This is a genomic window from Paenibacillus sp. MER 99-2 (genome assembly GCF_023714095.1).
In the GTDB taxonomy this organism is placed as follows: Bacteria; Bacillota; Bacilli; order Paenibacillales; family Paenibacillaceae; genus Paenibacillus.
This window is the reverse complement of record NZ_JAMAUZ010000004.1, coordinates 140367-153488: the sequence shown is the minus strand read 5'-3', so window position 1 is coordinate 153488 and position 13122 is coordinate 140367. Positions and strand designations below refer to the sequence as shown.

General features: G+C 44.1%; 11 protein-coding genes. 5 read left to right on the top strand and 6 right to left on the bottom strand.

Annotated elements, in window-relative coordinates; genetic code table 11:
- Nucleotides 1-81 precede the first annotated feature (81 nt).
- Nucleotides 82-588, bottom strand: coding sequence for a mismatch-specific DNA-glycosylase (locus M3636_RS19210; RefSeq protein ID WP_251383643.1), 507 nt, complete (start codon nucleotides 586-588; stop codon nucleotides 82-84).
- 86 nt (nucleotides 589-674) lie between these two features.
- Here M3636_RS19210 and M3636_RS19205 point away from each other — a divergent pair, with 86 nt between their 5' ends.
- The 5 genes from M3636_RS19205 to M3636_RS19185 all read left to right on the top strand — a co-directional run bounded on the left by M3636_RS19205 (nucleotide 675) and on the right by M3636_RS19185 (nucleotide 5883).
- Nucleotides 675-1595: an AEC family transporter gene (locus M3636_RS19205; protein WP_128104331.1), complete on the top strand. Its 921-nt coding sequence runs from the start codon at nucleotides 675-677 to the stop codon at nucleotides 1593-1595.
- Nucleotides 1596-1917: 322 nt separating this feature from the next.
- Nucleotides 1918-2985: a WXG100 family type VII secretion target gene (locus tag M3636_RS19200; protein ID WP_251383642.1), complete on the top strand. Its 1068-nt coding sequence runs from the start codon at nucleotides 1918-1920 to the stop codon at nucleotides 2983-2985.
- A gap of 21 nt (nucleotides 2986-3006) precedes the next feature.
- The gene (locus M3636_RS19195) at nucleotides 3007-3471 is read left to right on the top strand and encodes a hypothetical protein (protein WP_251383641.1); all 465 of its coding nucleotides are present in this window, start codon (nucleotides 3007-3009) and stop codon (nucleotides 3469-3471) included.
- Between the two features lie 269 nt (nucleotides 3472-3740).
- The gene (locus M3636_RS19190; RefSeq protein WP_251383640.1) at nucleotides 3741-4223 is read left to right on the top strand and encodes a hypothetical protein; all 483 of its coding nucleotides are present in this window, start codon (nucleotides 3741-3743) and stop codon (nucleotides 4221-4223) included.
- 817 nt (nucleotides 4224-5040) lie between these two features.
- Complete coding sequence (locus M3636_RS19185) at nucleotides 5041-5883, top strand: hypothetical protein (protein ID WP_145407284.1); 843 nt, start codon at nucleotides 5041-5043, stop codon at nucleotides 5881-5883.
- 140 nt (nucleotides 5884-6023) lie between these two features.
- On the opposite strand, the gene M3636_RS19180 is transcribed toward M3636_RS19185, so the two are convergent.
- The 5 genes from M3636_RS19180 to M3636_RS19160 all read right to left on the bottom strand — a co-directional run bounded on the left by M3636_RS19180 (nucleotide 6024) and on the right by M3636_RS19160 (nucleotide 13121).
- Nucleotides 6024-6275: an RNA-binding protein gene (locus M3636_RS19180; protein WP_128100587.1), complete on the bottom strand. Its 252-nt coding sequence runs from the start codon at nucleotides 6273-6275 to the stop codon at nucleotides 6024-6026.
- 231 nt (nucleotides 6276-6506) lie between these two features.
- The gene (locus M3636_RS19175) at nucleotides 6507-7991 is read right to left on the bottom strand and encodes a methyl-accepting chemotaxis protein (RefSeq protein WP_251383639.1); all 1485 of its coding nucleotides are present in this window, start codon (nucleotides 7989-7991) and stop codon (nucleotides 6507-6509) included.
- Between the two features lie 69 nt (nucleotides 7992-8060).
- Nucleotides 8061-8639, bottom strand: a complete 579-nt coding sequence (locus tag M3636_RS19170; RefSeq protein ID WP_128100585.1) for a GNAT family N-acetyltransferase — start codon at nucleotides 8637-8639, stop codon at nucleotides 8061-8063.
- A 316-nt stretch (nucleotides 8640-8955) separates the two neighbouring features.
- Complete coding sequence (locus M3636_RS19165) at nucleotides 8956-11637, bottom strand: polynucleotide kinase-phosphatase (protein ID WP_251383638.1); 2682 nt, start codon at nucleotides 11635-11637, stop codon at nucleotides 8956-8958.
- The gene (locus M3636_RS19160; protein WP_251383637.1) at nucleotides 11634-13121 is read right to left on the bottom strand and encodes a methyltransferase domain-containing protein; all 1488 of its coding nucleotides are present in this window, start codon (nucleotides 13119-13121) and stop codon (nucleotides 11634-11636) included. The genes M3636_RS19165 and M3636_RS19160 overlap by 4 nt, the downstream gene beginning before the upstream one ends.
- Nucleotide 13122: the final 1 nt, after the last annotated feature.

Genomic DNA, 13122 nt, shown 5'->3' with positions numbered 1-13122 from the left:
CGAAACTTCTCACTTCATCCAAAAAAAAGAATTCGCTCGTCCCGGTAGAAGCCGGATAAGCGAATCCTGCATAAGGTGTATTTACTTCTTCTCGGATATAAAATCACTGAGCTGCGTATAGATCGCCACAATCTCATCCATCGACATCCGTACCAGACCACTGGACGAAGGAGCTACAAATTCATGAATCTCCGGAACGACTGGATCGTCTTGGAATCCCCACCCTACTTTGGTGCGTTTGCTATATTGGGTATACACCCCTTTGCCGACAAAACAAGCGATGTCTGGGCGGTATTTTTCTAATTTTTGCTTTAGAATCTCCCGTCCCTCGGCATACTCTTCACGTGTAATATCTTCTACACCTCTTGTTGGTCGCGCTACAATATTCGTAAATCCATATCCTAACTTCAGTAGCTCCCCATCCTCTTCAGTTTGATATAAACGCGGTGTCAAACCGGAACGTTCGAGGATACGCCAGAAGCGATTGCCTTTGTATGCATAATGATGGCCTGTCTCGCCGGACGTGATGCTTGGATTAAATCCGATAAACAGGATGGATAAACCTGGTTCTAAATGATCTGGAATCATAGGACGTACACGCTCCTTTTAGTGCTATAATGATTGAAGGTTTTTCGAAATAGGCTGAAATTTTCATGAAAAAGGAAGTTGAACAGATGATTGCAGACATCATACTTGAAGTCGTCCTGCCCGTCTTTCTCTTAATTGCCGTCGGGTCTTGGATGCAAAAGGTGTTCAAGCTAGACTTGTACACCCTCGCCAAAATTAATTTCTATTGTATTACCCCGGCCGCTGTCTTTATGAGCATGTATCATTCGGATATGTCGGGTGAATTACTCGGTACGGTCACGCTATTCTATGCGATCTATGTCGTTATCCTCTATATTATCGGTTCTGTTACGGCACGTACGCTTCGGATGAGCAAAGGTATGAAGGCTGCTTTTAATAACAGTATCATGCTCGACAATGCGGGCAATTACGGGTTACCGATTAATGCGCTTGTGTTCCGTGGCGATCCACTTGCCTCATCCATTCAAGCGCTCGTTATGTCGTTGCAGGCTTTGCTGACCTTTACTTATGGGGTACTCTCCATTCAAGGCGCCAAGCTTAAGGGAAATTACCGCGCAGTGATTATTGGATTTCTAAAAATGCCTGTGCCTTACGCGCTTTTGCTCGGTATCTTGCTTCATATGTGGAATGTGCCACTACCAACCTTCTTATCTATGCCGCTAACCTATGCGCAGCAAAGTATGGTCGCTGTAGCTTTGTTGACACTGGGTGCTCAAATTGTAAAATATCCGATTCGGTTATATCGCCTTGATGTGTATATTAGCACATTTCTACGGTTGCTGATTGGCCCAGCCATTGGGATCTCCATCGTATTGCTATTAGGTATGCAAGGTATTGCCGCGCAGGCACTTATCATTGCTTCTGGTATGCCGACTGGGGTGAATGCATCCATTCTAGCCGAAGAGTACGACAATGAGCCAGACTTTGCTGCTCAAACGGTACTCATCTCAACCTTGCTCAACATTATTACCATTACTGCTCTCATCTCATATGCCAAAACATTTTGAAGCGAGAAGCTATATAAAATTGAACTAACGAATATTAAGTAGTAGTCATATTAAACTTCTAAGTCCCCAACCTCTTTAAGATGGTTGGGGACTTTTTTCATTCTTCACTTTCATTCGTCCCGGTTACAGGAATAAAGTCTTAGTGAGACTCCTCATTTAGCCTGACCATAGAACTGTTTTGCGCGTCAAATGCTTCTTATCCGTTGCGAAAGCGCGTTTCGACCATTAAAATTATTGGGTAATTATCCCTTAGAGTTGAGTTATTTTCATATATACATAATGTAGAATGTCTTCATTATCATTTTTTCGCGAGGTGAACGTCGTGACAAGAATTGTTGTCCCTCCTGAGAAGCTTCAGGATATCTCCAACCAATTTGCGCAAGCTTCGGAACAAAGTAGAAATATGATTAGCAACCTGAGCAGACATATTAGTTCATTACAGAGTCAATGGTCCGGAATCACACAGGAGCGTTTTTTTCAGAATTTTCAAGTGGCACATCGGCAAATGGCGAACTTCTCCACTTCGGTATCTTCCATCGGCACAGAGCTGAATACGATTGCCACTCGTTTCGCCCAAGCGGATCAGTCTCAGGGACAAGGTGTGCAGGCAAATGGAGGTCAGTCTCCTTCTGGCAAAGATGTTAAAACAACGTTATCGGACCTGTATGATCAAGGGAGTAAGTCTTGGGATGTACTAAATAGTTATCGTACTAATCTTGCAACAACTGGAACCCTTCTATACAGTGGTTTAGCCAGTTCTTTTGTATTGACAGGAATTGTACGTTTCAAAGATAGTGCATCAAAATCAAAAGGCGCCGCTGTCCATAATGCCAAATGGGTAAAAGGAAAAGGTAATAGTTACCTTAGTAGGTTAGCACGGAAAATGGATCAACAATTCCGCAGACCCGGTATCGTTATGAAAGGACTAAAAGGTTTCGACAAGCTTACTTCTAAGTTGAAAATGGATGGGCTTGGACTAGGTTTTGACAAAGCTAAATCCTTTCGAGAATGGACTCGTAATGTTGTTTCAGGGGTTCATAAAGGTAGCAATGGTATGAAAAAATCCTTCATTCCCAAAATGATTGCAAAAAAACTCTACCCTATAAATATTGGTCTAAATGTTTTCGATGAGGGTGTCAAAACAGTGTCTAAATTAAAAGACGGCACTCTTACAAAGACTGATCTTGTAGTATCAGCATCTAACGTTGTAATAAAATCAGCATCTTCAGCTGCAGGAGCAATCGTAGTAGGTACTATTGGAAGTGTATTTGGACCGCCTGGCACAGCAATAGGAGCGTATCTTGGAGGCTCAGCTGGAGCACTTGCAGGTGATGTTATAGCAAAGTCTACTGAGAAACTAATTCGAGGTTTTAGTAGCCTATTTAAATAATTTGAGAGAGTTGGAGGTACTATGGAACAATCCATAACCTATCAAAGAAAAACAGTTTTATTAAAAGCTGCATGTGGTATTATTCTTATTTTGATTAGTTTGATATTAATCGTCGCTTCATCCCATGAAAATACAGGTCTAAGCAGAACTATTTATTACAGTTCATCTGCAATACTAGGATTCTGGTTTTTCGGACCTCTACTTATGAATATGGTTTTATTATTATTCACTAAGAGAGTTTTAGTATCTTGGGATAAAACAAATGTAAAATTAAGAAGCGGTGAACTTATTCCCTGGACAGAAATAAGAAAAATAGACATTCATCGAACACGAATGAGTAAATGGGTTCAATCTGTTCCCCCATCGTATTCTCTAACTTTATCAGGGGGTAAACAAGTGATAATTAATACTTATCATGCCCTTACAAATCGTGAATTTACTCATTACTTCAAAATCTTGAAATCATCCTGGAAAGCTAATAAATAATCTCTTCTCCATATGGGACGGTAGACCCGTCTCTATTACTTGCAATACCATTATAGGAACCTAATTCAAAAGGCCCTTGCTGCATAGACGGGTAGAACAATTTGCCTCCCTTTTACCGACTTCGTTTACACGATAATAATCTTGAAGATAAAAGTACATCTCTCATGATCACGGGTAAAGAAGTAATCACTTATTTGAGAATGTACATCATCGTTGGCGTTTACACAAAGACAAGTATTGTACTTCACTTCTAATTTTGGGGGTTCTCCATGCAGTACGTTACATACCAACGCAAGTTTGCTATACGTCACGCATTAATTTCTGTTCTATTAATTATTGCTGGTTTTGTCTTGATAATTGACGTGATCTTTGGTCAGAACAATCCACTAGAAACCATTTATTATAGCAGTGCTGCCTTCTTAAGCTTTTGGTTTGTTGGGCGGCTATTCGCGTGGAACATCATTAGAATATTTGGCTCCAATGTATTGTTTGGCTTTGACGAATCTGGTATTAGGGCCGAATCTGGCGAGCACCTGCACTGGAAGGAGATTCAAACGATTCAATTGGTTGCACCGGGAATCAACAAATGGATGCAACCTACCTCATCCTACTATGACTTGAAAATGCATAACGGACAAAGCCATAAAATTTATACATACAGTCTACTGAAACATCAGGAGCACGACATTCTTAAAATGCTTCGCAAAACCTGGAATGAACGTAAATCACCGTCCAAAAAGCAAATGAAATAATGTAGGAATTGGACGCAAGTTGTAAATGGAATATGGTGAATTCATGAGGAGTACGCGATGGAATCCATAACTTATTCTAGAAAGACAGCTTTCTACAAGTCTTTTGTTTGTTTGTTTTGTGTTCATTTTAGTTGCTTTCATTCTTCTATATGAAGTTTTGACTGCTGATCTTAACTTCTTCCAATATGCATGCTACGGTTCAGCTTGCCTTTTATGTTTCTGGTTCTTTGGTCCAGCTTGGTTTTCTTTAACATGGATTGCAGTAGCTAACGAACCTATACTCGTTCGTTGGGACAAATCACGAATCCTATTAAATAATGGTGCATCTATTCCTTGGAAGGTCATAACACGAATTGAACTCAAACAGCCTTTTCTTCGTAAATGGGCGCAACATTCACCAGCCTTTTACCGGCTTCATTTACACCATAATAAGTATAAAGATATAAGTACATTTCACATGCTCACTGGTAAAGAACTCACCACTTACTTGGGTCTGCTACGACAACGTTGGCATCTTTATAAAGACAACATGTAAAACTTACTATTCATTATAAATAAAGGGGAGTGAGTGATCAGCAATCTATGGAGTCGATTAAATTCAGTCGATTAGTAGTCCTAGTAAGAGTTATCAGCACTCTAATCATCATGATTTGGATCTTGAAAAAATACCATTTAGCTGGTTGCGTCCTCTCTTTTAAGATAGAGAACTAACTGGCATCTCTCCAAAAAACAAAAACCGAAAGTAGTCACGCACACATGTTTTTCTCATCACACATTCTCTACACACTCATCTAATCGAAAGAAGGCGATTAAACTCATGGCTAAACCTCTAGTTACCCTATCTATCGAAGAATTCGGATTTGCGCTCGCCACGCTTGGCGCAGAAGACATTGCCGCCGGGCTTCTCAAACCAATGTATGGTGAACTATCTGAACAACACTGGGAACTTGTTCTGAGAGCAGCCTCTCACAGCCTACTATCCAAAGGGCTTATCGTACGTATGGAAGAAACGGAGATTGAGATCGAGCCAGAGTTTCTGAAGATGCTGATGCATTTTGCCCAAAGTCGCGGCATGATTCGCGCCTATTCCGATAGCATTGAGCAAGAAAAGGTATTAACCATTCACCAAGGTACAGATAACAACGATACATACTTATATCACTTAGCCGTGGATCAACGTGTTCACCTGTTCACTTGGACAGAACCGCAGGAATGGGAGGAAGAGCTATTCCGGTTCTACACAGGACAACAGGAGCCATTCATTGAACAGCCCACTCCATTCAAGCTAACAGAGGAACAATGGAATGTACTTACGAACGAGGATAACCACACTGCGTTAGATACCCTCATGAATGATTGGGAAATTCCCACGGAATCGCATGAACTACTAACGCGTTGGTATGAGTCCTTTGAAGCGTCTGGTCGTCAAGTAGATAACCTTAGTATTATTCGTTATACCAGCGACCAAACTGAGATCCCTTTGCCAGATCAAGCTCTGCTTATGCTTCATACTGAACAAGGCTTCTGGAGCATTTCCAATGATAACGTTAATAGCGAAAGTGATGCCAGCATCGAGATTACCCAACATTCCAGAGCGTCCTTCCGTAAACAATTACGGGCATGGATCGATCGCTTCGCAGCTCCTGTGTCCCACCCTTAAACCACTATCCAACACAAAGAAGTCCAAGTGCAACTATTCTCTGTTGCGCTTGGACTTCTTCTATTTTGCACCTACTCAGTTGGTGCTTCATGCTATGCCAATGGTCTGCTCAGCCTTCTTACTAGAAGATCCAAGACGGACTATGATTCAAACGATGTTCGCTCTGGAAACTTACCGCCTTCTCTGAACAAACATCGCACCAATCGCTGGGCGGCTCGATTGAAGTAAAAACTTGAACTGATGCCGTCCACCTGAACAGGCTCCAGTTCCTTCACACTTTCCTTAACCTTATTCATCTCAATGAGTCCCATCTTCCGCTCATTCGGTCCGAATCGATAAATAACCTTTTCATCGTCCTCCGTCTGTTTCACCAGTAGAATCATTGACGCCATACAGGTTACCCCCTATCGTTACGTAGTGAGATTCCAATGCTACAAATTCATCATGCATGTTCAAAAAGATGCCGTAGACATCCCTCGGAATCAAAAAGCTTTATTTTGAACTACATATATAATTATTACCCAGATTGGAAGGAATGGATATAGGGCTTAGGTTAGTTATATTGATCCAAAACTCCCATTTTTCCAACAACAAAAGAGAGGCCCTTTAGGCCTCTCTCTTGATTATGAAGCAGCAACCAGTTTCTTCATACTTGTAATCAACTGATCTAATTTAGCATAGTCGCTAATCATGTCTGTCATTTTGGAATCCTGCGTTCGCATATTTTGATGCATGTCTTCAACAGAAGCCATATTCTCCTGCGTAATCCCCGCAATGTGAGACATACTGTCTACCATATCATTCTGCTGCACATGCAGATGGTTCGACGATTCGCCTACACGATCGGTGTGCTCCTTCATCCGCTCCATATTCTCATGGATCTGCTCAATAAGGTCGCTCACTTCCTGTGAGACCGTCCTGCTGGTGGCTACAGCAGTTTGCCCATGAACAACCTGTCCATGTAGTCCACTAATTTGCGAGCGAATATTGGATAGAATGCCATCGATCTCAGCCGCCGCTTTTCTTGAGCTATCTGCTAGCTTGCGTACCTCATCGGATACAACGGCGAACCCTCTGCCATGCTCACCTGCTCGCGCGGCTTCAATCGCTGCATTCAATGCGAGTAGGTTTGTTTGTTCCGCAAGCTCCTGAATGACACTTACGATGGAACTAATTCGTTCATTATCACTATTAAGCTTTTGCATCATCTCTACTGTACTGCCCATCATCTGATGTACGTTCTCCACGTCAGCAGATAACACGCCCATCTGAGTGCTGCTCTGCTCTGTAAGTCTGGTGTTCTCTGCTGCATAATTCTGAAGCTCGCGTGTGCCATCTAGCAATGTACTCACAGTCTGATTGATCGTCTGCGTTGTCTCGTTTACTCTCATGACACTACCCGTCTGTGCCTCAATGGACGATGTCATCTCCGTGAAGCTCAGCGTAACTTCCTTACTGATCTCTCCTGTTGTACGTACGCCTTCTTGCTGATTGTTACTGAACTGATCCAGCGTTAGAACGGAGGCTTTCAATTGATCAAGTAAATGATCCGCAACCTTCTTCGCTTCCAGTGTCTCCTTCTGTCTCTCGTTAACCTGCTTCTGTAATCGCTGACTAAAGTTCGCACCAAAGGCTAATGCAGCCGTCGCAAACCCAAGATATAGATACAAGTACAGGAGCGAATCCCCTGCAAACAGTTGATCTCCATACTCCGGTATCATAAAGATATACGTGCTCACTCCCGCACCGAGCACTCCTGTAAATATGATCGTTTTATAATCTGCATACAGTGCCATAATGGCCAAGTTCACATAAACTAAGAAATATGTGCTTATTACCGGATTCGGATCGAATACGATTAGCATGACAACAATCAATGTCACAATACAAGCGATAAAATATTTAATCGATGTTACCCAGATTCGCTTGTATGTCATGAATGTAGCCACTGCACATGACGTACCTCCTATACCCACAAGCATCAAAATAATGTTCATGCCGAGTCCAATCATAATATCGGTAACGATACTAAACGCAAGCATGATCCACAAAATTTTGATGAATAGACGGTTACGTTTGTCTAGCTCTGTCAGAGCTCCCTTAGCCATAATGTTTCTTCCCCCCTGTAAAGTATTCCCATCAAAATACAATGAATAACCTATGTAAGATCTTATAAATTAAGTATGCCTGGACAATTGTAGTCCCTTGGAGACCAAGGCTGAATCCGATTCCGAATGAATAATCCACGAATACCGTTCCTTATGCATATACACATCTCTCACATCCACAATTGAGGGAATAACGTCTTCGCCCTTATAAAACACCCTTCCCGCAACCTTATTAATCGGTAGATGATATGAGATTCGCAAAGCTCGCATCAACGTAGGTTCAAGCAACATGACAAAATAGGTCAAACCGTTCTTCTCCGCGTAATGAACAATGGCTGATAACAATTCGGCAATATATTGCCCCCGGAAGCTCGACAAAACCGCCATTTTATCAATCTCTGCAACCTTTTTCAGGTTCTCTTGAATCATGGGATGCGTGTGGAATGGTCCAATTTCATTAATGGGGCTATCCTCCGAATACGGCTTGATCTCCGTTGTACCCACATAGTATCCTTCCTCCGTAATCACCACGTATCTTTCCAGAATTTCCTCTGAAAATTCAAGCTCGAATCCTTTTTCTGTCCAGACAGTTGTCCATATTCCGTTGAACATGGCTAGTTCCACTTCACTCTCTACCCTTTTGAACAAGGTCTCCGCTTCCTTTCTGAGTCATTCACAATAAAATACATTCCTCCATATTATCGGAATTCTCAGAGGAAATAATTAGGCGGCCCTCTAACTTACTACTGCCTCAAACAAGCCAAAAGGGTTCAGTACCAACGGTTTGTGCCTCTGAAAAAAAAGAAAAAAAGCAATGTAACTTGAATGAAAACATTCAAATCACATTACTTTATTTGGATTTAAATTACGAATAATCCCAGATACTCAACCTAGTGTATGAGGCTATCCGATTCATCTACTCTCTACAACTGCACTCTATAATCACGTACTCAATAATCTAGTTCTATAATCGTGGATCAATTCGATCCGATTCGAGGGATAATGTGGCGAGCACACATTCATGAATCCGCTCCACCGATTCGCCACGTACGAAGCGCTCGATCCCCTCCATTCCCAAAGCACTCTCCATGAGGGCATGTCTTTCTTTTTTGGACGTTTTGCGTTTCCGAAGACGTGATAAATTCTCAGGCGCAAGGTAATCCATACCATAGATGATGTGCAAATATGCGCGTCCTCTAACTTTGATGGCAGGCTGAATCATTTTGTTTCCGTTCCAGGTACGGAACGTCTCCGGTTTGATAACGATCCCTTCGTGACCCTCTGCGGTCATTTCATCCCACCAGCGAATAATGTCTGCCTCATCTTTCTCGTCAGCGATGATACGGTATTCTGTTTCCATCATCAATGGGGAGATTCGGGCAAACTCACGATTCTGCTCCATATGCCATTCATGCGTCTGCTCCCAGAATGTACCCGTGCTGTGTGCCAACGTATGGAACGGGGCAATCCGAATGTCACCAATATCATTTACATCCCAGCAATAGTACTGGAATACATCGCGAAATGTCTGGGCATTTGCAAGCTTGAGCTCAGTCTCCTGTAACCATTCGGTTACATCACGACCCGCTTGCTCCGCTTCACGAAGTTTATCCAGCAAAATATTACGATCCATAAGAGACGATTCAGACACATGCGCATACTGTGAAGCGATTAGCTCCCTTGCCTTTAGATTCCATGGCACAATCTCGGCGTCAAGTAATACAAATTCGGTTTGATGCCGCTCAAAATAACCATCTGCGCTCAAGTCCGCATGTAGTCTGGACAATACCAATTGCTCTGTTGCTGGATCAAAAAAGGATCTGCCTGTACGAGTCACGATGTTCCCAAGCATCGGTCGACCTACTCGCTGCCGCGCTACCTGCTCATCACGGAAAATCAGCAATATGGCGCGGCTTCCCATATGTTTTTTCTCAGCAACCATACGGGTAACGCCTTGTGAGCGATAATACTGGAACGCATCCTGCGGATGCTCCAGATAACCTTCTACTGAAGAAGCTACCGGCGGTGGACTCATCGTTGGCGGAATGTATACTAGCTCTTCAAGAGGTACGGTAAAATGAGAGAAGGTATCAATCGCCGTTTGGGCAACCTCGCCATGTATCGTTACATCCATCCGCGAATTCGTTTGTACGGTGAACCCTTCCTTGAATTTACGCAAATTCGGCGGCGACAAACGTTTTCTTTCCCAACGTACTAATGGGCTGTTGCGATCCTCGGCATAATCCTTCCGGGCAGACACACTAACCGCTTCCCGCTCAGGCATTCGCCAAGCTGTTAGCATACCTCCAAATACCACACCTTGGTCAATGTTGACGGTGTCGTTCACAATCGTAGGATATGGGCGAGGGTCATGCCCCCAGACGATGCACTCACCAGAAGTATGGTCTACATACCAATCTTTGCGGATAGGACGACCTTCCACATCTGTCCCTTCTACATCACCATATCGGCAATAATCCTGAATGCGCTTGGATTGTTTCCCTATAAAATGATCCCTTATCCCTGCATGGGCAACGACCACCTGCCGCACTCCGTTCTGGGTAAACACCAGATGTGACGGAGCTTCAAGCAAAAAGTCTCGCAATTCTGCTCGCACTCGCTGTGCCAGATCTGTACCTTGAGCCTGTTCCAGTTGAATCAGCTCTGCCTCAACAAGCTCATCTCCATGACTAAGCGTGACATCGCGGCCATCCAGATAACGTGCAATTTTCCAACCATGATTGCTATCAATCATATAAGCAAGCCCTGCCGCGCAATGCTGTTGCCAGAATAACAAACACTTGAGAGATTCAGGCCCGCGACTCGATACATCCCCAACCGAAACCAGCTTACGTCCGTCTGGGTGCTGGTACAGCCCGGTCTCACCTTTCACATATCCCAACTTGATGATTAATTCCATCATCTCTTCATAGCAGCCGTGAATATCTCCGATGATGTCCACTCCTGATCCCATATCCAGCAGAAGTGGGTTCGTTGCCCGAACAAACGTGATCTCATCCGGCTGTTTCAGGATATAATTTGCATCGAATCCTTCTTCACGAATAGAGCGTAATGAGCGCTTAAATTGCTGTACCTGCTGCTTCACCCGTTGCCGTCCACGCGGATACTCCCGCTGGCTGTCCCGTTCCAACAGATCCTTCTCCGGAATATCAAGTACGATGGCGATCACAGGCACATGTGCTTTTCTTGCCAGATGAACAAGGCGCTCTCGGTCTTCCGGATATAGATGCGTCGCATCAATCCACGTCAGCTTGTTCAGACGGCAACGCGTACTTACGATAGCTTCCATCGCCTCAAACGCCTTCGCGGATACCTGTTGATATTCGGCATATAACACATCCGCCTCGCTACGTGGACGGTTCTTCCACTCCATATATTCTTCATCGCCCACTAGCATTCGGAACTGATCTGACGAGACCGCTTCTGTCCGCCTTATGACGCCTTCACTCGCTAAACGATCCAGCAATGTCGTTTTGCCACTGTTGGACGGCCCGACGAGTACCACAATTCCCGCATGCGGCAGCTTGATCTCCCTCTTTTTTCGATCTGTGCGAGATGTTTCGTGAAGCTGCTGATTAGATTCTTCCCCCGCTCTTGATGTTACCTGCTTCTTATCCGCTTTCATTGTTGACCCTCCTCTCTGCGCTCAAAAATAATCATCTGTGTCGGCTGTCCGTAACCCTCTACATGTTCACCAATGCCTTGGATCGTATAGGTGTAATTCGTATCTGCCGACCATTCCGCACATCGTTCAGCCAGTTCAGTGCGTGTCCACTCGAAACGATGATCGTGGTGACGGAAGCTCTCCTGCTCCATCGCATAGACCTCATTGTATTCCTTGTTCGGTGTGGTCACGATCAAAACTTCTGGCTGATATTCCTGAAGCAGTGTACTCATAATTCCATCTAGGCGGTACGCCTCAATATGCTCAATGACTTCGCACAGAATCATGACATCCTGATGCTGCAGCTGTTCATCAAAATAAAAGAGTGATCCGATGATCGGCTCCGGCATCGCAACGACACCATGACGACCCTCCAGCTTCGCAAATCGTTCCATCGCACGTAGACGTGATTGACCAGAGGGCTCTACTGCCAAAATTGACTCTACGCCTGCAATGGTAGCCAGCCTTGCCGATAGTTTCCCTTCTCCAGCGCCCATGTCGACGATTCTCTTTCTGTGCGGCAAACGAGCAACCACCTCTGTAATCGCACGGTATCGTAACTCATTTAGTCTTACGGGTGGGTCATCTGTTATCACATCTGTTTGTACACTGGTTTGTACAACTTTTGGCACTTCAGTTGATCGATCTATGGATGCCTCAGCTAATGAATCTCTACCCTCTTCCACTTCTTCTGCGCTGAGCAGCTTGTTGTCTGGTATAGACAATGTGCCTTCCTTCGACTCATATTTCCTGATAAGTTCGGCGAATCGTAAGGTACGTCTAACGATAAGCTCCTTGTGCGGATGGATCTCCAGCCACCCGGCACCGTAACGTTTAATTTTATCAATCTCATCCTCGCTGATGAAATAGTGCTTATAGTTATCCAATACCGGAATCAATAGAAATAACTGGCGCAGTGCATTTTGCACGGTCTCCTGACCACGAAGAATGATGCGTCTTACACTGCTTTTCTTCTTCAGATCGAAGGAGTAGGATAGCTCTTCTCGCTCCAAAGTAACAGCGTACCCTAAGTGGGAAAATAACTCTTCCACCACGCGATCAGGTAAGTCCGAAGCGACCGGCCCAAAAGATAATTGCAGGTCAAAAGGATGATCCACCCATTTCGCATACTCTTCCTTCGGTTTACCATTCAAGGCTGTGCCAAGTGCTGAACGTATGTAGGAGCAGAATAAACTGCTTGTCACGAATTCCCGATCATTGATATATTGCGTGATATCATAACCGTCAGGGGTACCTCTCACCAGATCTACAGGATCTGGCTCTGCATGAATTAACACTTCTGTCTCACTCGACGTTGCGCGGGTATAGACCATTCTGACGCGTACGCCTTTGTCTGTCCGATCGTATATATTGCCCGGGTTCTTCGCGAGCAAATGAGACACCACCGCAGCGTCTGCCCCACTTGCTTGTATAATAAGGTGCATG